The organism is uncultured Oxalicibacterium sp. (assembly GCF_913776015.1).
In the GTDB taxonomy this organism is placed as follows: domain Bacteria; phylum Pseudomonadota; class Gammaproteobacteria; order Burkholderiales; family Burkholderiaceae_D; genus Oxalicibacterium.
On the sequence record NZ_CAJYMD010000075.1, the window covers coordinates 1 to 21,530 of the forward strand.

A 21,530-nucleotide genomic window follows, 5' to 3' on the forward strand; every position below is an offset into this window, starting at 1 on the left:
GTTAATCTGTCGTCTTCAGCAGTTTCGAAAAGCCGCCGGGTTTGCGCCCCGCGGCTTTTTTGTTTTTGGTGCGCATGCATCGCGTGCTGACGGTTTGACTTGTCGGTAGCGTGCAGGAAGAGGTCAGCATCGCCTGTTAAAATAACAAGTACATTTTTGATCGGGGAAAAGAGATGATTAAAGTCGGTATCGTCGGTGGCACAGGTTATACGGGGGTGGAATTGTTGCGCTTGCTGGCGTCGCATCCCGAGGTGGAACTGACGGCGATCACATCGCGCAAGGAAGATGGGATGCCCGTGGCGGAAATGTTCCCGTCGTTGCGTGGTCGCGTAAATATCGCTTTTTCGTCACCCGACAAGGCAAAACTGAATGAGTGCGATGTGGTGTTCTTCGCAACGCCGCATGGTGTGGCGATGGCGCAGGCGCCTGAATTGCTGGCTGCGGGTGTCAAGATCATCGATCTGGCAGCGGATTTCCGTCTGCAGGATACGGCGGCTTTCGAGAAGTGGTACAAGATGCCGCATAGCTGCCCGGACGTGCTCAGGGAAGCGGCTTATGGTCTGGCCGAACTCAATCGCGATGCGATTCGCAAGGCGCGTGTCGTCGGCAACCCCGGCTGTTATCCAACCACCATGCAACTGGGTTTTGCGCCGTTGTTAAAGGCGGGCATCGTGGATGCAAGTCATCTGATCGCCGACTGCAAGTCCGGCGTTTCGGGTGCCGGGCGCAAGGCCGAAGTGGCAACGCTGTTTTCGGAGGCGAGCGACAATTTCAAGGCGTATGGCGTGTCGGGTCATCGTCATTCCCCGGAAACGCTGGAGCGCCTGTCGCATTTGACTAAGGACAAGGTCGGCCTGATCTTCACGCCGCATCTGACGCCAATGATTCGCGGCATGCATTCGACGCTGTATGCGCGTCTGACGAAGGACATCGACAACGCGGCGCTGCAAAAACTGTTCGAAGATGCCTATGCCGATGAAGCGTTTGTGGATGTGATGCCATTCGGTTCGCATCCCGAAACGCGTTCGACGCGTGCATCGAACATGCTGCGCATCGCGCTGCATCGTCCAACGGAAAATGGAACTGCGGGCGATACGGTGATCGTGCTGGTGGTGCAGGATAATCTGGTCAAGGGCGCATCCGGCCAGGCGGTGCAGTGCATGAATCTGATGTTCGGGCTTGATGAGGCAACAGGTTTGCAGCACGTCCCTGTGCTGCCGTAAGCATCGGTGCGCGTGAGGAACAGGCCCAAGCCGGTGTTCAAGTCGCTGCAGCGCAAGCTGTGGTGGCAGCGGTTTTCCGTGTCGGCGCCACGCATGACGATCAAAAGTCATTTGCCTTGGCCTTTACGCGCCGTGTTTTTGGCGATCGTACTGGGCCTTGGCGGCGCGATTGCCATGTGGGCGTACGATGCCGGACGCAATTTCACCGGTTTTGGAGACAAGGGGCCGAGCGTCGAGCAATATGCGGCGCTGCGTGCGGAGCTGGAAAAGGTGGCCAAGGAGCGCGACGAGTATCAGGCGACCGTCGATGCCGCCGAAAGCCAGTTGAATATCGAGAAGTCACTGCAGACGCAGTTATCCACGCAAATCAAATCGCTGGAAGTGCAAAACAACAAGCTCAAGGAAGATCTGGCTTTTTTCGAGAGTGTCTTGCCGTCCGATGCGGGCAAGCAGGGTGTGACGATTCGTCGTCTGTATGCGGAAATGGTCGATCCGGCACATCTGCGTTATCGCGTGCTGTTGATGCAGGGTGGCAAGAATGCCGGCGATTTCAACGGCAATTACCAACTGGTCGTCAACGTCGTCCAGAACGGCAAAAATGCTATGATCACTTTCCCCAAACCGGATGCGGCAGCGAATTTCCGCTTGTCATTCAAGCATTATCAGCGTGTGGAAGGCGTGCTCGATATTCCTGCGGGCGCGGTCGTCAAGTCCGTCCAGATCAAGGTGCTCGAACGTGGCACCCTGCGTGCCCAGCAATCGGAAAACCTGTAAGGAGTGCATTATGTTCGGCAAAAAAACCAAAAGCACAATCGATAGCCTGATCGGTGCGTCTACCACCATCAACGGCGATGTACGTTTCAAGGGCGGTTTGCGCATTGACGGGCAGGTCAAGGGTGACGTGATTGCCGAGGCAGACGAGATCAGCATGCTGGTCATTTCCGAACATGCGCGGGTGGAAGGAGAAGTCCGGGTGGCGCATCTGCTCGTCAATGGCGAAGTGCTGGGTTCCGTCCATTCTTCCGAACTTCTTGAATTGCAGCCGAAAGCCCGCATAACGGGTGATGTCCATTACAAAGCGTTGGAAATGCACGGCGGCGCCATCGTTTCCGGCAAATTGACGCCTGAAACAACACAAACGCCCTTGCTGACATTGGCCAAGAGCGCTGTGGCCGCAAACAACACGTGAAATCGCCGCAAGGTCTATAATTGAAATACCGTTTTCCAGCAGGAGTCTGAAATGAATGCAATTGCCGAAATGCCAGCACCGATCCACTTTAGCGATAGCGCTGCGGCCAAGGTGGCTGAACTGATCGAGGAAGAAGGCAACCCGGATCTGAAACTGCGCGTGTTCGTGCAGGGCGGCGGTTGCTCGGGCTTCCAGTATGGTTTCACTTTCGATGAAATTACCAACGAAGACGACACCACCATGACCAAGAATGGCGTGCAACTGTTGATCGATTCGATGAGCTATCAGTATCTGGTCGGCGCAGAAATCGACTACAAGGACGATCTCGAAGGCGCGCAGTTCGTCATCAAGAACCCGAACGCCACCACGACTTGCGGTTGTGGTTCGTCGTTCTCGGTTTAATTCGCACACGGCTCAAATTAAAAAGCGCAGCTTCGGCTGCGCTTTTTTCATGCCCGTACGATTTGTTGGCGATTCGTCAGGCCGGGTAAAGGGCGCCGAGGATGCGCAAGCCTTCTGCGCCGGTAACAGCCGGCAGGTTGGCAGCCTGCTTGGTATCGAAACGTTGTGCCAGCCAGGCAAAGGCCAGTGCCTCGATATGTTGGGGAGCAATGCCGAGTGCCTGCGTGGAATCGACCACGATATCCGTGCGCAGCAAACGCAACGACAGATGAATGAGCGCGACCAGATAGCCATTGTGCGCACCGCCGCCGCAGAGGTAGACGGCACGCGTGTCCGGCGCATGGTGCTTGATGGCGTCGGCAATCGTGGTGGCTGTGAAAATGGTCAGCGTGGCTTGCACATCGGCACTGGCGATGTCCGGAAAATCCGCGAGTTTCTCTGCCAGCCATGCAGTATGGAACAGATCGCGCCCGGTGCTTTTGGGTGGTGGCAGCGCCAGATACGATTCACTGCGCAGCGCAGTCAGCAGGCCGCCATGCACCTTGCCTGTCTTGGCCCACTCGCCGCCCGCATCGTAGGCCTGACCATTGTGCTGGCCGATCCATGCGTCGAGCAAGACATTGCCGGGACCGGTATCGAAACCGATGACGGGTTGTGACAGCTTGCTCGGCAGCACCGTGATATTGGCAATGCCACCGATATTGACCACCACGCGATCTTCCTCGCGGCTCGAAAACATCGCGTGATGAAAGGCGGGCGCGAGCGGTGCGCCTTGTCCGCCGGCAGCAATGTCGCGACTGCGGAAATCGGCGATCACATCGATACCCGTACGTTCTGCCAACAATGCGGGGTTATTTGTCTGCCGTGTATAACCGGCTTCCGGGCGATGGCGAATCGTCTGTCCATGCACGCCGATGGCTTCGACCTGTTCGGCGCTTACACCGCTTTGTTCGAGCAGCGCAGCGACGCAGGCCGCATAGTGTTCGACGAGTTGATTGGCGGCCAAGGCTTCGCGATGGATTTCATCGACCCCGCTGCTTTGCAGCGCCAGCAGTTCTGCGCGCAAGGCAGCGGGAAATGGAATGTAGGCGCTGGCAAGAGTTGTGCGCAGGGTGCCGCTTTCGTTATTGAAGGCGGCGAGTGCGCCATCGACGCCATCCAGACTGGTGCCAGACATCAGGCCGATGTAGAGAGAGCTTGCGGAATCGGGAGTGGACATAAAAAAACCGTTTGTCGAGGTAGAGGGATTGTAGTGCACTCTCTACCAGACAAACGGTTTTCGCTGCAGTTCAGTTGCAGCAGGAAGTTGACTTAACGCGAAGCGACGCGTGTCGAGGCATTCTCCGGCGTCAGCAGTGCAAAGCGATGCTGCATGTCGGATGCGACCTTGCGGAATTCCTTCATCTGCGCGGTGTTCAGCGGTTGTGCATTCGGAATGTCGATCGACAGCGGATCGCGCGCTTCATTGTTCACACGGAATTCATAGTGGAGATGCGGGCCGGTTGCCCAGCCGGTCGAGCCGACGTAGCCGATCAGTTGACCCTGGCTCACCTTCATGCCTTTGCGCAAACCCTTGGCGAAGCCATTCATGTGCGCGTACAGCGTCGAATAATTGTTCCAGTGCTTGATCGAGACCACGTTGCCGTAACCACGTTGCGTGCCGATGAAATCAATCACGCCATCACCCGAAGCACGAATCGGTGTGCCGGTCGCCGCTGCGAAGTCCACGCCCTTGTGTGCTTTCCACTGGCCCGAGATCGGATGCTTGCGCATCGAGAAGCCGGAAGAGATCCGGCTGAATTCCAGCGGCGATTTCAGGAAGGCTTTCTTCAGCGATTTGCCGTCGAAGCTGTAATAGCCGCCGCTCTTGGACGATTCGTCGAACCACACCGATTGGTAGACGGCAGGGCCGTTCATGAATTCGCCTGCCAGCACGCGGCCGGTCGAAACGAATTCACCGTTCTGCCAGAAGGTCTCATAGACCACGTTGAAGCGGTCGCCACGACGCAGGTCCGAACCGAAATCGATGTTGGTCGAAAACATATCGACGATCTGCATGGCGATGCTGTCGGGAATCTCTGCCATGTCGGTCGCTGCGAACAGCGAGGAGCGGATCACGCCCGAACGCATTTCAATGCGTTTTTCCAGATTGCCGGCAGTCTGTTTAGCCTTGAAGCCGTCGCCTTCGCGCGAGATGACCAGATTGCTGACCGGTTCGTTACGGCCTTGCGTAACCAGCGTGCTCAGTTTTTCCAGTTCGCCACTGGCGTTGACCTCGGCCTGTACGCGCTTGCCGGCCTTGAGTTGCATCAGGTTGCGTGCCAGCGGATCGTTGCGGATGAAGGCGGCAGCAGCGGCATCGTCGACACCCAGACGTTGCAGCAGGGTCGCCATGGTGTCGCCGGAACGCACGCGTTCTTCGGCGTAGTAGTTTTGTTGTTGCTCTTCCAGTGCGGCAATCTGCTCGGCTAGTTGCGGCAGTTCGAGCTCTTGCGAAATGGCGCGGACTGGAAGATCGTCAGCATCGGGTGCCATTGGAGCTACGCCGGCAGCGCCGAAGGCACACAAGGCCAGCAGCAGGGCGGAAGCGGAGATGATGCGGGTTTTTCGCGAGGAACCTAGGAGAAGATGTCTGCGGGCAGAGCTTGCGCTCAGGAATCTATTTAATGTGAACATGCAATAAGTTAAAATCAGCCGCTTGTTCAAGTGCCCTTTTTTTGTTGCTTTTGTCGGTTTTGGAACGGCAAGGTTTAAGAGGCGCTGAAATAAATTTCAACGGGCATTGTACCGATTTCTGCTTTTCCTACATCCCTTTCTTACAATTTTCTTTCGACATGAACGTTTCACCTACAAATCAGGCCGCTTCTCTGTTGCCTCTCTCCGATGCTGTTCAAGAGGCCCTGGCGGTCACGAAACGCGGTGTTGATGAATTGTTAATCGAGGCGGAGTTTGCGCAGAAGCTGGCGCGCGCCGAGCAAAGCGGCAAACCGCTGCGCATCAAGTTGGGTCTCGATCCGACAGCACCCGATTTGCACCTCGGCCACACGGTCGTACTCAACAAGATGCGCCAGTTGCAAGATCTGGGCCATCAAGTCATCTTCCTGATCGGCGATTTCACCTCGATGATCGGTGACCCTTCCGGGCGCAACATCACGCGTCCGCCGCTGACGCGCGAGCAGATCGAGGAAAACGCCAAGACCTACTTCAGTCAGGCCAGCTTGGTGCTCGATCCGGCCAAGACCGAAATCCGCTATAACTCTGAATGGTGCGATCCGCTCGGCGCGCGCGGCATGATCGAGCTGTCGGCCAAGTACACGGTTGCACGCATTCTGGAACGCGAGGATTTCACCAAGCGCTTCCAGTCCAATACGCCGATTTCGCTGCATGAATTCCTGTATCCGCTGATGCAGGGCTACGATTCGGTCGCGCTGAAATCCGATCTCGAACTCGGCGGTACGGATCAGAAATTCAACTTGCTGGTCGGTCGCGAATTGCAAAAGAGCTATGGGCAGGAGCAGCAATGCATCCTGACCATGCCATTGCTCGAAGGTCTCGATGGTGTCGAGAAGATGTCGAAGTCCAAGGGCAACTACATCGGCATTACCGAACCCGGCAACACCATGTTTGCCAAGCTGATGAGTATTTCCGACGTCATGATGTGGCGCTACTACGAACTGCTGTCGTTCCGTTCGCTGGCCGAGATTGCGCAGTTCCGTAAGGAGGTCGAGGAAGGTCGCAACCCGCGCGATATCAAGGTGTTGCTGGGGCAGGAAATCGTCGAGCGATTCCACTCGCGTCAGGCTGCCGAAGATGCGCTGGCCGATTTCGTCAATCGCTCCAAGGGCGGCATTCCCGACGACATTCCTGACGTCGCCTTGAGCGGCGCGCCGCTCGGTATCGGTCAGCTGCTCAAGCAGGCCAATCTGTGTGCCTCGACGTCCGAAGCGCTGCGCATGGTCGAGCAGGGTGGCGTGCGTATCGATGGCACGGTCATCAGCGACAAGGCGCTCAAGGTTGAAGCAGGCACGTTCGTGGTGCAGGTCGGCAAGCGCAAGTTTGCGCGTGTGACGCTGGCTTGATGTCTGCCGTTCGCTTCGACATCGGCGCTTGCATGATGGGTTTGTCATGATTGGCTTGTTGCAGCGTGTCACGCAAGCCAGCGTCGTGGTTGACGGCGAAACGGTGGGTGCCATCGGCAAGGGCTTGATGGTACTGGTGTGCGCTGAACGTGGTGATGGCGAGCGTGAGGCCGATGCCTTGCTGAAAAAGCTGCTGGGCTATCGCGTGTTTTCCGATGCGGCAGGCAAGATGAATCTGAGCGTGACGGATGTTGCTGGCGGCTTGCTGCTGGTGCCACAGTTCACGCTGGCGGCCGATACGCGTTCCGGCACACGCCCTTCCTTTACGCCTGCCGCACCGCCGGATCAGGCGCGGGCACTGTTCGATCATTTTGCCGCCCAGGCTGCGCGCCAGCATGGCGAGGTGGCGACCGGTCGTTTCGGTGCGGACATGCAAGTGTCGCTGACCAACGATGGCCCGGTGACATTCTGGTTGCAAGTCTCGCCGCCGCAGGCGACGACCTGATCTTATCTCGAGGTTGCTCTTGCTCGCTGCGGCAATGCCGCTAAAATGGTCGCCAACGCGCACTGCCCAATCCCAACCAACATCATGAGGACGGAATGAAGCTCTGGAGTGATTCCTTCAATGATGGCGCCGCCATTCCCGGCGAATTCGCCTTCTGCGTGGTCGACCCTGCGACGCATGTGACGCTGTCGGCCAATCGTAATCCGCATCTGGCCTGGCAGGATGTGCCGGCCGGCACCAAATCGCTGGCCTTGATCATGCACGATCCTGATGTGCCTTCGCGTGGCGACGACGTCAATCAGGAAGGCAAGACCGTGCCTGCCGATCTACCGCGTGTCGATTTCTTCCACTGGACGTTGATCGAATTGCCCGCATCGCTCAAGCAGATTGCTGCCGGCAGCTTTGCCAATGGCGTCACACCGCGCGGCAAGAGTGGCCCGGCAGTCGCCGATGCGCCCGTTGCCGGCGTACGCCACGGCACCAACGATTACACGGGCTGGTTCGCCGGCGACAAGGATATGTCGGGCAATTATTTCGGTTACGACGGCCCGTGCCCACCGTGGAACGATGCGATTGCGCACCGTTACATCTTCACGTTGTACGCGCTAGATATCGACCGTGTACCGGTCGAGGGCAATTTCACCGGGTCTGAAGTGCGCAAGGCCATCACCGGCCATGTGCTGGCCGAAGCATCGCTGATGGGCTGGTATTCGCTCAATCCCGCTGTGGCGGCTGCACCGGCAGGTCAAAAGTGACAGAACTCATCCTGATTCGCCACGGCGAAACCGACTGGAATGTCGAAAAGCGCCTGCAAGGCCATCACGACATCACGCTCAATGCCGAAGGCGAGCGGCAGGCGCAGGCGCTGGCGCGTCGTCTCAAGGACGAGCCGATCGATGCCATCTATTCGAGCGATCTGCAGCGCGCCTATCTCACAGCACAGGCAATTGCAGAGGTGCGCGGCATGCCGATTCTGGCCGAAGAGGGATTGCGCGAGCGTTGCTTTGGCGCATTCGAAGGCAGCCTGCACCCCGAACTGGCGCAGCGATATCCCGACGACTACGCGGCCTTGCAGCGCCGCGATGTCGATGCGCGCTATCCGCGCGGCGAATTCGAATGCGAGACGCTGACGGAATTCAATCGCCGCACGCTTGATTGCGTGGCGCGCATTGCGGCGGCGGGGCATCGGCGTGTACTGGTCGTGACGCATGGCGGCGTGCTCGATTGCGTCTATCGCCGCGCAACCGGCATGGCGTTGAATCTGCCGCGTTCCTTCGATGTGCTCAATGCCAGCCTCAACCATGTGCAATGGGATGGCGAGCAGGCTACGATCCTGAAGTGGGCCGATGTCGCGCATCTCGGAAGTCGGGCGGAGGGGGCGCTGGATGAGATCGATGCACGGCATAAAATCTTTCCCGCCTGATGGTCGACGGTATCTGGCTGCGTCTTCGCTGAATCTTTGTCGCATCCTCACCGATTTTCTGCCAAAGCTGTGCCGACCCCGCACCTGATCACCGGCAACGTTCCTGCATAAAGCGCATGGCATTCTGGCAATAATTGCCGTAATGGCTGTGGCTTTTCTGGCTTTTACCGCCACCAGAACGCGCGGCAAGCCGGCCCGAAGGGCTAAAATAGCGGTTTTCCCCACACCGCAGGCCACCGTGAATCTCGGTCCCTATTCCCTTGTGAACAACGTCTTTGTCGCGCCCATGGCGGGTGTGACGGATCGGCCGTTCCGCCAGTTGTGCAAACAGCTTGGCGCAGGGTACGCGGTATCCGAAATGGCGGCGTCGAATCCGAAACTGTGGGCCACCGAGAAATCGTCGCGTCGGATCAATCACGACGGCGAGATGGAACCGAAGGCGGTTCAGATCGCCGGCGCCGATCCTGAGATGCTGGCCGAAGCTGCGCGCTTCAATGTCGAACGTGGCGCGCAGATCATCGACATCAACATGGGCTGCCCGGTCAAGAAAGTCTGTAACGCCTGGTGCGGTTCCGCCTTGTTGCAGCATGAAAAACTGGTGGCCGACATTCTGCAGGCTGTCGTCTCGGCGGTCGATGTGCCGGTCACGCTCAAATTCCGCACCGGTTGGGATCGCGAACATAAAAACGCCTTGCAGATCGCACGCATTGCCGAAGACAGCGGCATTGCAATGCTGACGCTGCACGGTCGCACGCGCGCAGATGGCTACAGTGGCGATGCCGAGTACGAAACCATCGCTGCCGTGAAGGCCGCGGTCGGTTTGCCTGTGGTTGCCAACGGCGATATCTGCACGCCGGAAAAAGCGCGTTATGTACTCGATGTGACGAAAGCCGATGCCATCATGATCGGCCGCGCGGCGCAGGGCCGGCCCTGGATTTTCCGTGAAGTCGAGCATTACCTGCGCACCGGCTCGCACCTGCCGTCACCGACGATTGCCGAAGTGCGCACCCTGATGGACGAGCACTTGCGCGCGCATTACGCCTTCTATGGCGACTATCTCGGCGTGCGCACGGCACGCAAGCACATCGGCTGGTACGTGCGCGATCTGATCGGTGGCGAAGAATTCCGGCGCAGCATGAATCGCATCGAAGATTGCGTGGCGCAACTGGCGGCAGTCGATGCCTTTTTTGAATCGCAATTGATGCATGGTGAACGGGTACAATACCGCCCTTCCGAAGAAAGGCTGGCTGCCTGACATCGCAGCATCGCCCGCAACAACCGTGCAGTAACGCCCTAGCAAACGATCCTCATGAGCAAAGACAATATCCAAGACGTCGTCAAGAAAAGCCTGGAAAAGTATTTCCGCGATCTGGGCGAACAGATGCCGAGCAATGTGTACGAAATGGTGATCCTGACCGTGGAACGCCCGATTCTGGAAGCCGTGATGGAGCGCGCCGAAGGCAATCAGTCGCATGCCGCCGACATGTTGGGCATCAACCGCAATACCCTGCGCAAGAAATTGCAGCAGCACGATTTGCTGTAAGGCGTTCAGTGTTTTTCTGCCGCTGCTAGCGGGCAGAAAGGCATAACGCAAGGGTTCGCCGTTTCTCGCTCGTGCCTTTGCGTTATTCCTTCCCTCCGATTTTCACTTGATTGCCATCCGCTTATCATCATGATCAAACAAGCTCTTCTTTCCGTTTCCGACAAGACCGGCGTGCTCGAACTGGCACGCGCACTGGCGGACATGGGCGTCAACCTGCTCTCGACGGGCGGCACCGCCAAACTGCTGGCAGAAAACGGCATCAAGGTCACGGAAGTGGCCGACTGCACGGGCTTCCCCGAGATGCTCGATGGACGCGTGAAGACCCTGCATCCGAAAATCCACGGGGGTTTGCTGGCGCGTCGTGACATGCCGGCACACATGTCGGCACTGGAAGAGCACGGCATTGACACCATCGACCTGCTGGTCGTGAATCTGTACCCGTTTGAAGCGACTGTTGCCAAGGCCGGTTGCACGCTGGCCGATGCCATTGAAAACATCGATATCGGCGGCCCGGCGATGGTACGTTCGGCAGCAAAGAACTGGGCTGATGTCGGCGTGGTGACTTCGGCGGATCAGTACGAGGCCGTGCTGGCTGAACTCAAGGCCAATGGCAAGCTGTCCGACAAGCTGCGTTTCTCGCTGTCGGTCGCCGCGTTCAACCGCATCGCGCAATATGACGGTGCGATCAGCGATTACCTGTCCAGCGTGAAGTTCGACGGTGAAAAAGTGACCGAAGAATTCGTGCCTGAGCGCAATGCCTTCCCGGCACAGAGCAACGGTCAGTTCATCAAGGTGCAGGACTTGCGCTACGGTGAGAACAGCCATCAGCAAGCGGCACTGTATCGCGATCTGTACCCGGCTCCCGGTTCGCTGGTCACGGGCGTGCAGTTGCAGGGCAAGGAACTGTCGTACAACAACATCGCCGATGCCGATGCGGCATGGGAATGCGTGAAGAGTTTCGAGCAACCAGCCTGCGTCATCATCAAGCATGCCAATCCGTGCGGCGTCGCCGTTGGCAAGGATGCGCATGAAGCGTATGCGAAGGCCTTCCAGACCGATCCGACCAGCGCTTTCGGCGGCATCATCGCCTTCAATCGTCCGCTGGACAAGCCCGCGGCGGAAGCGGTCAGCAAGCAATTTGTCGAAGTATTGATGGCGCCGGATTTCTCGGCCGAAGCGCTGGAGATTTTCAAGTCCAAGGTCAATGTGCGCCTGATGAAAATCGCGTTGCCACAAGGTGGTGACACGGCATGGGCGCAGGGCCGCAATGCGATGGATGCCAAGCGCGTCGGTTCCGGCCTGTTGCTGCAAACTGCCGACAATCACGAACTGGCGCTGGCTGACCTGAAGGTCGTCACTGTCAAGCAGCCGACCCCGGAAGAACTCAACGATCTGTTGTTCGCGTGGAAGGTCGCCAAGTACGTCAAATCCAATGCCATCGTGTTCTGCAAGAACGGCATGACGATGGGCGTCGGTGCAGGGCAGATGAGCCGTCTGGATTCGGCACGCATCGCGTCGATCAAGGCTGAATCGGCCAAATTGTCGCTGCAAGGCACGGTCGTTGCCAGCGATGCCTTCTTCCCGTTCCGCGACGGACTGGATGTGGTGGTCGATGCCGGTGCAACCTGCGTCGCGCAACCCGGCGGTTCGATGCGCGATCAGGAAGTCATCGATGCGGCCAACGAGCGCGGCATTGCGATGGTCTTCACGGGCGTGCGGCATTTCCGCCACTGAACCGTAGCACTCTTCCATCAACCAGCACGCCATGAAAATCCTCGGCATCGATCCCGGTCTGCGCACCACGGGGTTTGGCGTGATTGAAAAGCAGGGCAACAAACTTGCCTACATCGCATCGGGCACGATCAAGACGCCCGATGCCGATCTGCCGCAACGGCTGAAAGTCATTCTCGGCAGCGTCGCCGAAATCATCGGCACCTATCGTCCCGATTGTGCCGCCATCGAAAAAGTCTTCGTCAACGTCAATCCGCAATCCACGCTTCTTCTGGGACAGGCGCGTGGTGCGGCAATCTGCGCGCTGGTTGGCGCCGATCTGCTGGTGGCGGAATACACGGCACTGCAGGTCAAGCAGGCCGTTGTCGGCCACGGCAAGGCACAGAAGGCGCAAGTACAGGATATGGTGCAGCGCCTGTTGCAATTGTCGGGTTTGCCCGGCACCGATGCGGCCGATGCACTGGGCGTGGCGATCTGCCATGCCCATAGCGGCGAATCGCTGAAAACCTTGGGCGGACTCGCGCCGGAGCTGGCAAAGAAGGGTTTGCGTGTACGCGGCGGGCGGTTGGTCGGTTGAGTTTGCTGATGCATTGCGCGTCTCGTTCGCAAGCAAGATGGTAAGTGGCCGCTTTCGTTTATTTCTATTATTTGCAAGGTCGTCACAATGATTGGTCGTCTCTCCGGCATTCTTCTGGAAAAAAATCCACCGCAGATCCTGGTCGATTGCCAGGGCGTGGGTTATGAAGTCAACGTGCTGATGAGCACCTTCTACAATCTGCCGGGCCTCAATGAAAAAGTCGCGCTGCTGACGCATCTGGTCGTGCGCGAAGATGCGCACATCCTGTTCGGTTTCGGTACACAGGAAGAGCGCAATGTGTTCAAGGAACTGGTCAAGATCAGCGGCATCGGCGCGCGCACGGCGCTGTCGATTCTTTCGGGCATGTCGGTCGCCGATCTGGCCCAGGCGATCACCTTGCAGGAAGCCGGTCGTCTGACCAAGGTACCGGGCATCGGCAAGAAAACTGCCGAGCGTCTGCTGCTCGAATTGAAGGGCAAGCTGGGTGCCGATATCGGTGCCGGTGCCGCGGCGGTCAGCGATACCTCGTCCGATGTTCTCAATGCCTTGCTCGCGCTCGGCTATTCCGACAAGGAAGCCATGCTGGCACTCAAGCAGGTGCCGGCCGGCAGCAGCGTCTCGGACGGCATCAAGCACGCGCTGAAAGCCTTGTCGAAAGGCTGAGACGTCGCCTGACAAGCTGCGCGGACGAGCGATCGCATTGAGAGAGGACGCAAAGTCATAGACAGTGCGAGCGCACTGCAAAGCGAAGCAAGCAAAGCAATGTAACGACTGCGTCGCTTTATCCACCGCTACCGCGTTAGAATCGCACCATGAGCATCCAGACCGACGATTTCAGCGAACAGCGCATCATCGCTGCCACGCCCGCTTCCCCCAACGAAGAAGCCATCGAGCGCGCCCTGCGCCCCAAACAGCTAGACGAATACGTCGGTCAGGAAAAGGCGCGCAGTCAGCTCGAAATCTTCATTGCCGCCGCCCGCCAGCGCCGCGAAGCGCTCGATCACACCTTGTTGTTTGGCCCGCCGGGTTTGGGCAAGACCACGCTGGCGCACATCATCGCGCGCGAAATGGGCGTCAATCTGCGTCAGACGTCCGGCCCCGTGCTGGAACGTGCGGGCGATCTGGCCGCGCTGCTGACCAATCTCGAAGCCAATGACGTGCTGTTCATCGACGAGATTCATCGCCTGTCGCCCGTGGTGGAAGAGATTTTGTATCCGGCGCTGGAGGACTACCAGATCGACATCATGATCGGCGAAGGCCCGGCCGCACGTTCGGTGCGGCTCGATCTGCAACCGTTCACGCTGGTCGGTGCCACCACGCGCGCCGGCATGCTGACTAATCCCTTGCGCGATCGCTTTGGCATCGTCGCCCGGCTGGAATTCTATACACCGCTCGAACTGGCCAAGATCGTTACGCGCAGTTCGTCGCTGCTCAACGCCGTCATCGATGACGAAGGCGCGTTCGAAATTGCCCGCCGCAGCCGTGGCACGCCGCGTATCGCCAACCGCCTGTTGCGTCGCGTACGCGACTATGCCGAAGTCAAGGGCGATGGGCGCATCACCAAGGCGATGGCCGACGCGGCACTGATCATGCTGGATGTCGATCCGGTCGGTTTCGATCTGATGGATCGCAAGCTGCTCGAAGCGATTCTCTTCAAGTTCAATGGCGGTCCGGTCGGCCTCGACAATCTGGCTGCCGCCATTGGCGAAGAGCGCGACACCATCGAAGACGTGCTGGAACCCTACCTGATCCAGCAAGGTTTCCTGCAACGTACGCCCCGTGGTCGTATCGCCACCTCGCTGGCCTATACGCACTTCGGCATCACCGCGCCGCAGTCGCAGGGCAGCGGCGATCTGTGGAACGGCCAGTGAGCCGCGCTTCGCTTGGTCGTTGATTCCACGCCAGATTCGCCGGACGGCATGCGCATCTGGGTCGATGCCGATGCCTGTCCGACCGTCATCAAGGATGTCCTCTTTCGCGTCGCTGATCGTTTGCAATTGCACGTGACGCTGGTGGCAAATAAGCTGCTGCGTACGCCGCCATCGCGCTTCATCCACGCCTTGCAGGTACCCGCCGGTTTCGATGTGGCCGACAAGGAAATCGTGCGACTGGCGCAGCCCGGCGATCTGGTCATAACCGGCGACATTCCGCTGGCGGCAGAAGCGCTGGAAAAGGGCGCCCATGCGCTCAACCCGCGCGGCGAGTTTTATACGAAAGACAATATTGCCCAGATGCTGCGCATGCGCAGTTTCATGGAGGAGTTGCGTGCCAGTGGCGTGGAAACCGGTGGCCCCGCCGCCTTCAGCGCAGCCGACACAAGGCAGTTTGCCAATCAGCTCGATCGGTTTTTGACTAGGCAGCGCCGCTGAGCGAACTTTTGCTCTGGTGAAAATATTTCATCGGCATGCATGTTTTTGGCGAACGTTTGCAGCTTTGCAGGATTCAAAGCCTGTGTAAAAATGCTGCGTCGCAAGCAATCTCCCAAGCAGCCAAATCCAACCTCGCACCTTGTTTTCTTGCGCGATTCTCACATGCTGATGTCCACACAAGCCAACCGCTACGCACACCAATTGCTGGAAGCGCGCGCCACTTCGCAACAAATTCCCTGTATCAGCAGCGAAAACGGGCTGTCCGTGGCCGACGCCTACGACATCGCCAAATCCATTCTGGATATCCGCACCGCGCAGGGCGAAGTCATGGTCGGTCGCAAGATCGGCTTTACCAACCGCCGCATCTGGCCGCTGTACGGCGAACGCGAACCGATCAATGCGCCGATGTGGGCGCCCATGTTTGATCAAACCGTGCGCTTTGCGGAAGACAACCACGGTGTGCAAAGCCTGACCGGCGCCATGCAGCCGCGCATCGAACCGGAAATCGTCTTCAAGCTTGGCAGCACGCCATCGCCCGACGCCACGGTTGAAGAAATCGCCGAATGTCTGGAATGGATGGCGCACGGTTTCGAACTCGTCGCCTGCCCGTTTGCCGACTGGAAATTCGAGGCAGCCGATGCCATCGCCGCCTTCGGTCTGCACGGCACGCTGATCGTCGGCGAACCGCACATGCTGTCGTCTGCCACGCGCCGTCATCTGGCCGATATCCTGACGGCTGCCAGCGTATCGCTGTCGTACAGCGAAGGTGCCGAATTCACGCTGCACAGCGCCGGTTTCGGCAGCAATGTCCTCGACAGTCCCGTGCACGCCGTCTGGCAACTGCATCAAACGCTCAAGGCACAGCCGCAATTTGCGCCATTGCAGGCGGGCGAACTAATTGCTACCGGAACATTGACGGATGCGCACCCGATCAAGCCGGGCCAGACCTGGTCCACCGCGTTCTCGGGCGTCACCCTGCCAGGGCTGACGCTCTCGCTGGTCTAAGGTTTTCTCGAAAGAAACCGCCGCGACAGGAAACTGTGCGGCGGTTTTTCTTTGTCGGTTGTCCGCGCGGAACCTTCATGCCATCCGGCAATCCATCGGAATACGAACCCTAGCAAGGAGCTTCCGCCGATGCGCGATCAGCCCGACACCACTGCCGCTTTGCACGACATTTCAGACGACGCTTCGGCAAATGCCTGCCCCGCGCCTGCCGGTGCCGATCTCGATCCCTGGCCGTTGACGGTCGCCACCTACAACATCCACAGCGCCGTCGGCACCGATGGTCGCTTTGACCCGCACCGTATCGCTGCCGTCCTGCGTGAAATCAATGCCGATGTGATTGCCTTGCAGGAAGTCCCGCTCGGCGACAGCCGCCGCGAAAGCGTGCTCGCCGTCTTGCAGGAAGCGACCGGCTATCATGCCGTGGAAGGCCCGACGCAGGCCCGCGACGATCGTCGCTACGGCAACGCTGTGCTGAGTCGCTACCCAATCACCTGTTCGCGCACCATCGATCTGTCCTTTGGTCGGCGCGAACCGCGTGGCGCACTCGACGCCGATCTCGATTGCCACGGCCATCCATTACGCGTGATTGCTGTCCACCTGGGTTTGCGCCCTGCCGAGCGCCGCGATCAGATTCGCCGCCTGCTGCAAGAGTTTGATACCGAACGCATGCCCGTCATTCTCATGGGCGACGTCAACGAATGGTTCGTCTGGGGCCGGCCTCTCCGCTGGCTGGTGTCGCGCTTCGAGGCAGTGCCTGCCTACAACACCTTTCCGTCACGCTTTCCCATCTTCGCGCTTGATCGCATCTGGATCAGTCCGCGCAAGCGGCTGGCGCGGATCGAAGTGCATGTCACGCCGCTATCGAAAGCGGCATCGGATCATTTGCCGTTGGTGGCGCATATCGACGGGTGAAGAACAAGTTCGATTGCGCTTGCTTTCTCGTACAGCTTGAAAGAAGGGTTCGGTCGGAATGTCGCTTAATACCCAAACGCCTAGAGTGCGCGTATTCGGAGATGCCTTCTGTTTTCAGCATTTTTCATTTTTTGCGTGGCTGATTGATCAGAGCATGTGACGCGCGTTTGACAGATTGGCGAAAGCTTTAATGGCGCGAAGTGTGAAGTACCTATCGTATTTACATTACTTTTTCTGCTAGGCTGGGTCGCTCTCGTATAGCAATTACAGGAGGTATGGATGGCATATCAACGTACACAGGCACAAAAGCTTTTGACCGCCGCCGAACTAGCACTCTTTGATGCTGGCCGCACGTCTGAAATTGGCAAGTTAAGCAAACCTGAGTTGCGCTCCAAGCTGGAACGTAGTCGGAAATTACGCGACAAATATCGTGATCTCTATCGTCGCCAACGCCTTGTTATTCGCAGCGTGAGCGGTTCCAAAGTTGGTGCGAAAGGAAATGCCAACCACCGCACGCAAGAGAAAGAGCAAATTCTCGCCGAGTCTGTGGCCCGCTTCGAAGCTCGTTTGGCGAAAATTGAAAAACAGGAAGACCGGGAATTTGAAAAAGCACAAAAGGCAGCATCGTCAAAGATTCCAGCTGCCAAGATGCTGAAGAAGGCGATGACCAAAAAATCGGCAGCTGCCGAAAAAAGCGGCACGGCCGCATCCAGTCGTGCTTCCAAGGCTTCCAAAGGTAAAGTAGGCGAAGCCAAGGCGAAAAAAAAGAACGTTAGCAAATCCGCTCGTGCCGTTGAGCCTACGGAAATGACCCAGCAGTCACGGGGTATCGCCATCGGTGCTCATCAACGTTCTCAGGCAAAGAAATCTCAGGCCAAGCGGGATAGTCGCTAGAGCAGGCCGTGCTCTTGCATTGCCGAGCACCGTTCCCACCTGCCGACCGTATAGAAAGCAAAGGGAAATAAAAAAAACGCAGACTTTTCAGTCTGCGTTTTTTTTGACGACGATTACAGCTTGGCGAACTGTTCTCGTAATTTATCAAGCGTTGCGGAGAAATTCGCCACACGCTCCTTTTCTTGCGCAACGACTTGCGCCGGTGCGCGCGCTACAAAACTCTCGTTCGACAGCTTCGCATTCGCCTTCGCAATCTCGCCTTCGAGGCGGGTGATTTCCTTGGTCAGGCGTTCGCGTTCCGCTGCGATATCGATCTCGACTTTCAACATCAGCTTGGTGGTGCCGACGATAGAGACCGGTGCCGGTGATTCCGGCAACTGGCTGACGATCTGCACTTCTGACAGTTTTGCCAGCGATTGCAGATAAGGCGCGAAACCTTGTGCGCGTTCGGTGTCGGCGGCTTCGATGATGAGCGGTACGCGCTGTGCGGGCGACAACTGCATCTCGCCACGCAAGTTGCGGCAGGCGTCGGTCAGCGCTTTCAGTTCGGCCATCCACTGCTCTGACGTTTCATCGATCTTGCCTGGCTGCGATTCCGGATACTTCTGCAGCATGATGGTGCTGCCGGCCGCATCCAGCTTGATGCCGGTCATCGGCGCAACCGTTTGCCACAATTGTTCGGTGATAAACGGGATGATCGGATGGGCGAGGCGCAGGATCGTTTCCAGCACGCGCAGCAGCGTGCGACGCGTGGCGCGTTGCTGTGCTTCGGTGCCGGTCTGGATTTGTACCTTGGCGACTTCGAGATACCAGTCGCAGTATTCATCCCAGACGAACTGGTAAATGGAAGACGCGATGTTGTCGAAGCGGTAGTCGGCAAAGCCTTTGGCAACATCGGCTTCGACGCGTTGCAGCAGCGAGACGATCCAGTAGTCGGCTTGCGAGAAGTGCGTGTAGCCATCTGGGCCGCAATCGCCGGGTGCGCAGTTGTTTGGATTGTTGAAGCCGCAGTCGTGGCCTTCGCAATTCATCAGCACGAAGCGCGTGGCGTTCCACAGCTTGTTACAGAAATTGCGATAGCCTTCGGCGCGACCGAGATCGAAGTTGATGTTGCGGCCGAGCGAAGCGTAGCTGGCCATCGTGAAGCGCAGCGCGTCGGTGCCATAGGCGGCGATGCCGTTGGCGAATTCCTTGCGTGTGGCTTTCTCGATGCTGGCAGCCTGCTTGGGATTCATCAGGCCTGCAGTGCGCTTGGCTGCCAGATCATCCACGCTGATGCCGTCGATCAGGTCGATCGGGTCCAGCGTGTTGCCCTTGGACTTCGACATTTTTTGGCCGCTCGAATCGCGCACGAGGCCGTGCACGTAGACGGTTTCGAACGGCACCTTGCCCGTGAAGTGCGTCGTCATCATGACCATGCGCGCGACCCAGAAGAAGATGATGTCAAAGCCGGTGACGAGCACCGACGACGGCAGGAAGGTTTTGAGGTCCGGCGTTTCTTCGGGCCAGCCCAAGGTAGAGAACGGCACGAGCGCTGACGAGAACCAAGTGTCGAGTACGTCGTCGTCTCGCTTGAGTGCGCCGGTGTTGCCGGCAGCAGCGGCCTTGGCTTTTGCTTCTTCTTCGTTACGTGCGACGTAGAAGTTGCCCTGTTCGTCGTACCACGCCGGAATCTGATGGCCCCACCACAGTTGGCGCGAGATGCACCAGTCCTGAATGTTGTTGAGCCACTGGTTGTACGTCGTGCTCCAGTTTTCCGGAATGAATTTGATTTCGTCGCTGGCGACTTTATCGAGTGCGACTTCGGCGATCGATTTACCGGGGTTGAACGTGCCTTCGGGGGCCGGCTTGCTCATGGCGACGAACCATTGATCGGTCAGCATCGGTTCGATGACGACGTTGGTGCGGTCACCGCGCGGCACCATCAGCTTGTGCGGTTTGACTGATTCCAGCAGGCCTTGTGCCTCGAGGTCTGCGACGATCTGTTTGCGCGCGACGTAACGATCCATGCCTTGGTAGGCGGCAGGGCCGTTGTCGTTGATCTTGGCATCGAGCGTCAGGATGCTGATTTGATCGAGCTTGTGGCGCTGGCCGACAGCGTAATCGTTGAAGTCGTGCGCGGGTGTGATCTTGACGCAGCCGGTGCCGAAATTCTTGTCCACGTATTCATCGGTGATCAGCGGAATCTGGCGGTTGCAGAGCGGCAGCACGAGTTGCTTGCCGACCAGCGCGGCGTAGCGTTCGTCAGTCGGATCGACGGCGACAGCGACGTCGCCCAGCAGTGTTTCAGGACGCGTGGTGGCGACGACGATGAAGTCGCGCTCTTCCCATTCGGTAGCCTTGCCTTCTTCATCGAGGGCGACCGGGAATTTGTATTGGGTGCCGTCCGCCAGCGGATAGCGGATGTGCCACATGTGGCCGTCTTCTTCTTCCGAAACGACTTCGAGGTCCGACACTGCCGTGCCAAGTACCGGGTCCCAGTTGACGAGGCGTTTGCCGCGATAGATGAGGCCTTGCTCGAACAGGCGCACGAACACGTCCGTGACGACCTTGGAGCGTGGCGCATCCATCGTGAAGTATTCGCGACTCCAGTCAGCCGAGGCACCGATGCGGCGCATCTGGCCGGTGATGGTGGAGCCGGATTTCTCTTTCCATTCCCAGACTTTTTCGAGGAATTTTTCACGGCCGAGGTCGTGGCGCGAGATTTTCTGCGCATCGAGCTGACGTTCGACCACGATTTGCGTAGCGATGCCGGCGTGATCGGTGCCCGGAATCCATGCCGTGTTGTAGCCGCGCATGCGGTAGTAACGCGTCAGGCCGTCCATGATGGTCTGGTTGAACGCATGGCCCATGTGCAGCGTGCCGGTGACGTTGGTGGCGGCAACTGGATGCTGAAAGCGGGTTTGTCGGCATCGGTGGTGGCGGTGAAATATCCGCGCTGTTCCCACTCCGTCCGCCAGAAGGCTTCAATGTCTGCGGGGTCGAAAGACTTGGCTAATTCCATGATGGTCTGAGATCTGAATCGAATCGCGCATTATAAATTACAAGCAGTGACAAGCCGTGCTTTCCCCGTGCCTTGCCTTGCGGCGGGCGGCAATGACCGCAAGGCCGATATTGGCTTTGGCATGTTAAATGCAGGTAGAATCGTGAACTTTGCGTGAATTTTTGCCGGCAGGATCGGCATATGCGGGTGCGACGTTACGGTTATGCCCGCGCATCGTTGGAAGCAAGCATGATAGAAATCGAACTGAACGGCGCTGCCCATCGCGTGGAAGCCGATCTCAATGTGGAAGGATTGATCGCCTCCCTGTCGCTGGCCGGCAAGGCCGTGGCGGTGGCCATCAACCGCGAAATCGTGCCGCGTGCGCAATGGCAGCAGCGCCAGTTGCAGGCGGCTGATCGTGTTGATGTGGTACGCGCTATCGGCGGCGGCTGATTTTTCCCGAATTTCCGTTTTTCAATCTCGCCTTGTCGTGCGCGGCAACGGCATGCATGTGCACTCATGGCACATCGCGCTTATCCAGGAATGACAATGTCCTCGTTTGAAGATACCCAATTGACCATTGCCGGCAAGGCCTACAAATCGCGCCTGCTGGTCGGCAGCGGCAAGTACAAAGACCTGACCGAAACCCGCGAAGCCAGTCTGGCCAGCGGCGCCGAAATCGTCACCGTCGCCAT

At 58.3% G+C, this 21,530-nt stretch carries 22 protein-coding genes and 1 pseudogene; 20 read left to right on the forward strand and 3 right to left on the reverse strand.

The features are described 5' to 3' along the window. Positions 1-173 precede the first annotated feature (173 nt). From argC to erpA, 4 genes are all read left to right on the forward strand, one after another. Positions 174-1,223 carry an N-acetyl-gamma-glutamyl-phosphate reductase gene (gene argC, locus QZ725_RS13375; RefSeq protein WP_293780517.1) on the forward strand — a complete coding sequence of 350 codons (1,050 nt, stop codon included), beginning with the start codon at positions 174-176 and terminating at the stop codon, positions 1,221-1,223. A 93-nt stretch (positions 1,224-1,316) separates the two neighbouring features. Continuing rightward, a complete protein-coding gene (locus QZ725_RS13380; RefSeq protein ID WP_293780520.1) occupies positions 1,317-1,997 on the forward strand; it encodes a DUF6776 family protein in 681 nt (226 codons plus the stop codon). 10 nt (positions 1,998-2,007) lie between these two features. Continuing rightward, complete coding sequence (locus tag QZ725_RS13385) at positions 2,008-2,412, forward strand: polymer-forming cytoskeletal protein (RefSeq protein ID WP_293780523.1); 405 nt, start codon at positions 2,008-2,010, stop codon at positions 2,410-2,412. A gap of 51 nt (positions 2,413-2,463) precedes the next feature. Beyond that, positions 2,464-2,814: an iron-sulfur cluster insertion protein ErpA gene (gene erpA / locus QZ725_RS13390; protein ID WP_293780526.1), complete on the forward strand. Its 351-nt coding sequence runs from the start codon at positions 2,464-2,466 to the stop codon at positions 2,812-2,814. Positions 2,815-2,890: 76 nt separating this feature from the next. On the opposite strand, the gene QZ725_RS13395 is transcribed toward erpA, so the two are convergent. Next, positions 2,891-4,033 (reverse strand): anhydro-N-acetylmuramic acid kinase, encoded by a 1,143-nt coding sequence (locus tag QZ725_RS13395; RefSeq protein WP_293780529.1) that lies wholly within the window; start codon positions 4,031-4,033, stop codon positions 2,891-2,893. Positions 4,034-4,125: 92 nt separating this feature from the next. Next, positions 4,126-5,490 (reverse strand): peptidoglycan DD-metalloendopeptidase family protein, encoded by a 1,365-nt coding sequence (locus QZ725_RS13400; RefSeq protein WP_293780532.1) that lies wholly within the window; start codon positions 5,488-5,490, stop codon positions 4,126-4,128. A 158-nt stretch (positions 5,491-5,648) separates the two neighbouring features. Between QZ725_RS13400 and tyrS the strand changes: the two genes are divergently transcribed. The 14 genes from tyrS to QZ725_RS13470 all read left to right on the forward strand — a co-directional run bounded on the left by tyrS (position 5,649) and on the right by QZ725_RS13470 (position 17,852). Further along, positions 5,649-6,893, forward strand: a complete 1,245-nt coding sequence (gene tyrS, locus QZ725_RS13405) for a tyrosine--tRNA ligase (RefSeq protein WP_293780535.1) — start codon at positions 5,649-5,651, stop codon at positions 6,891-6,893. Between the two features lie 46 nt (positions 6,894-6,939). Further along, on the forward strand, positions 6,940-7,398 hold the full coding sequence (gene dtd / locus QZ725_RS13410; RefSeq protein ID WP_293780538.1) for a D-aminoacyl-tRNA deacylase: 459 nt from the start codon (positions 6,940-6,942) through the stop codon (positions 7,396-7,398). Between the two features lie 95 nt (positions 7,399-7,493). Then, the gene (locus QZ725_RS13415) at positions 7,494-8,153 is read left to right on the forward strand and encodes a YbhB/YbcL family Raf kinase inhibitor-like protein (protein ID WP_293780541.1); all 660 of its coding nucleotides are present in this window, start codon (positions 7,494-7,496) and stop codon (positions 8,151-8,153) included. Then, positions 8,150-8,821 (forward strand): histidine phosphatase family protein, encoded by a 672-nt coding sequence (locus tag QZ725_RS13420; RefSeq protein ID WP_293780544.1) that lies wholly within the window; start codon positions 8,150-8,152, stop codon positions 8,819-8,821. The genes QZ725_RS13415 and QZ725_RS13420 overlap by 4 nt, the downstream gene beginning before the upstream one ends. A gap of 238 nt (positions 8,822-9,059) precedes the next feature. Beyond that, on the forward strand, positions 9,060-10,076 hold the full coding sequence (gene dusB, locus QZ725_RS13425; protein ID WP_293780546.1) for a tRNA dihydrouridine synthase DusB: 1,017 nt from the start codon (positions 9,060-9,062) through the stop codon (positions 10,074-10,076). 54 nt (positions 10,077-10,130) lie between these two features. Continuing rightward, positions 10,131-10,364, forward strand: coding sequence for a Fis family transcriptional regulator (locus QZ725_RS13430; RefSeq protein ID WP_293780548.1), 234 nt, complete (start codon positions 10,131-10,133; stop codon positions 10,362-10,364). A 129-nt stretch (positions 10,365-10,493) separates the two neighbouring features. Then, positions 10,494-12,098, forward strand: a complete 1,605-nt coding sequence (gene purH, locus QZ725_RS13435) for a bifunctional phosphoribosylaminoimidazolecarboxamide formyltransferase/IMP cyclohydrolase (protein ID WP_293780551.1) — start codon at positions 10,494-10,496, stop codon at positions 12,096-12,098. Between the two features lie 31 nt (positions 12,099-12,129). Further along, a complete protein-coding gene (gene ruvC / locus QZ725_RS13440) occupies positions 12,130-12,672 on the forward strand; it encodes a crossover junction endodeoxyribonuclease RuvC (protein WP_293780554.1) in 543 nt (180 codons plus the stop codon). An 87-nt stretch (positions 12,673-12,759) separates the two neighbouring features. Beyond that, positions 12,760-13,335, forward strand: a complete 576-nt coding sequence (gene ruvA, locus QZ725_RS13445) for a Holliday junction branch migration protein RuvA (protein WP_293780557.1) — start codon at positions 12,760-12,762, stop codon at positions 13,333-13,335. Positions 13,336-13,484: 149 nt separating this feature from the next. Continuing rightward, positions 13,485-14,543 carry a Holliday junction branch migration DNA helicase RuvB gene (gene ruvB / locus QZ725_RS13450; RefSeq protein ID WP_293780560.1) on the forward strand — a complete coding sequence of 353 codons (1,059 nt, stop codon included), beginning with the start codon at positions 13,485-13,487 and terminating at the stop codon, positions 14,541-14,543. A gap of 48 nt (positions 14,544-14,591) precedes the next feature. Then, a complete protein-coding gene (locus QZ725_RS13455) occupies positions 14,592-15,041 on the forward strand; it encodes a YaiI/YqxD family protein (protein ID WP_293780578.1) in 450 nt (149 codons plus the stop codon). A gap of 162 nt (positions 15,042-15,203) precedes the next feature. Next, positions 15,204-16,046 carry a 4-oxalocrotonate decarboxylase gene (locus tag QZ725_RS13460; protein ID WP_293780563.1) on the forward strand — a complete coding sequence of 281 codons (843 nt, stop codon included), beginning with the start codon at positions 15,204-15,206 and terminating at the stop codon, positions 16,044-16,046. Between the two features lie 129 nt (positions 16,047-16,175). Beyond that, the gene (locus QZ725_RS13465; RefSeq protein WP_293780566.1) at positions 16,176-16,958 is read left to right on the forward strand and encodes an endonuclease/exonuclease/phosphatase family protein; all 783 of its coding nucleotides are present in this window, start codon (positions 16,176-16,178) and stop codon (positions 16,956-16,958) included. A 279-nt stretch (positions 16,959-17,237) separates the two neighbouring features. Next, positions 17,238-17,852, forward strand: coding sequence for a hypothetical protein (locus tag QZ725_RS13470; protein ID WP_293780569.1), 615 nt, complete (start codon positions 17,238-17,240; stop codon positions 17,850-17,852). 113 nt (positions 17,853-17,965) lie between these two features. Here QZ725_RS13470 and QZ725_RS13475 read toward each other — a convergent pair whose 3' ends face one another. Continuing rightward, entirely contained in the window at positions 17,966-20,800 is a 2,835-nt protein-coding gene (locus QZ725_RS13475; RefSeq protein WP_293780572.1) for a valine--tRNA ligase, read from the reverse strand. 284 nt (positions 20,801-21,084) lie between these two features. On the opposite strand from QZ725_RS13475, the gene thiS reads away from it, so the two are divergent. Both thiS and QZ725_RS13485 read left to right on the forward strand, forming a co-directional pair. Beyond that, positions 21,085-21,288 carry a sulfur carrier protein ThiS gene (thiS, locus tag QZ725_RS13480; protein ID WP_293780575.1) on the forward strand — a complete coding sequence of 68 codons (204 nt, stop codon included), beginning with the start codon at positions 21,085-21,087 and terminating at the stop codon, positions 21,286-21,288. Between the two features lie 90 nt (positions 21,289-21,378). Beyond that, positions 21,379-21,530, forward strand: a pseudogene (locus QZ725_RS13485) (thiazole synthase); the annotation flags it as partial.

Bases quoted from the DNA above. Each gene is read 5' to 3' on its own strand.
- QZ725_RS13415 (WP_293780541.1), top strand. From the start codon at position 7,494: ATGAAGCTCTGGAGTGATTCCTTCAATGATGGCGCCGCCATTCCCGGC.
- argC (WP_293780517.1), top strand. From the start codon at position 174: ATGATTAAAGTCGGTATCGTCGGTGGCACAGGTTATACGGGGGTGGAA.
- QZ725_RS13430 (WP_293780548.1), top strand. From the start codon at position 10,131: ATGAGCAAAGACAATATCCAAGACGTCGTCAAGAAAAGCCTGGAAAAG.
- QZ725_RS13380 (WP_293780520.1), top strand. From the start codon at position 1,317: ATGACGATCAAAAGTCATTTGCCTTGGCCTTTACGCGCCGTGTTTTTG.
- tyrS (WP_293780535.1), top strand. From the start codon at position 5,649: ATGAACGTTTCACCTACAAATCAGGCCGCTTCTCTGTTGCCTCTCTCC.
- QZ725_RS13465 (WP_293780566.1), top strand. From the start codon at position 16,176: ATGCGCGATCAGCCCGACACCACTGCCGCTTTGCACGACATTTCAGAC.
- QZ725_RS13395 (WP_293780529.1), bottom strand. From the start codon at position 4,033: ATGTCCACTCCCGATTCCGCAAGCTCTCTCTACATCGGCCTGATGTCT.
- dtd (WP_293780538.1), top strand. From the start codon at position 6,940: ATGATTGGCTTGTTGCAGCGTGTCACGCAAGCCAGCGTCGTGGTTGAC.
- QZ725_RS13470 (WP_293780569.1), top strand. From the start codon at position 17,238: ATGGCATATCAACGTACACAGGCACAAAAGCTTTTGACCGCCGCCGAA.
- purH (WP_293780551.1), top strand. From the start codon at position 10,494: ATGATCAAACAAGCTCTTCTTTCCGTTTCCGACAAGACCGGCGTGCTC.
- thiS (WP_293780575.1), top strand. From the start codon at position 21,085: ATGATAGAAATCGAACTGAACGGCGCTGCCCATCGCGTGGAAGCCGAT.
- QZ725_RS13455 (WP_293780578.1), top strand. From the start codon at position 14,592: ATGCGCATCTGGGTCGATGCCGATGCCTGTCCGACCGTCATCAAGGAT.
- ruvB (WP_293780560.1), top strand. From the start codon at position 13,485: ATGAGCATCCAGACCGACGATTTCAGCGAACAGCGCATCATCGCTGCC.
- QZ725_RS13400 (WP_293780532.1), bottom strand. From the start codon at position 5,490: ATGTTCACATTAAATAGATTCCTGAGCGCAAGCTCTGCCCGCAGACAT.
- ruvC (WP_293780554.1), top strand. From the start codon at position 12,130: ATGAAAATCCTCGGCATCGATCCCGGTCTGCGCACCACGGGGTTTGGC.
- QZ725_RS13460 (WP_293780563.1), top strand. From the start codon at position 15,204: ATGCTGATGTCCACACAAGCCAACCGCTACGCACACCAATTGCTGGAA.
- ruvA (WP_293780557.1), top strand. From the start codon at position 12,760: ATGATTGGTCGTCTCTCCGGCATTCTTCTGGAAAAAAATCCACCGCAG.
- erpA (WP_293780526.1), top strand. From the start codon at position 2,464: ATGAATGCAATTGCCGAAATGCCAGCACCGATCCACTTTAGCGATAGC.
- QZ725_RS13385 (WP_293780523.1), top strand. From the start codon at position 2,008: ATGTTCGGCAAAAAAACCAAAAGCACAATCGATAGCCTGATCGGTGCG.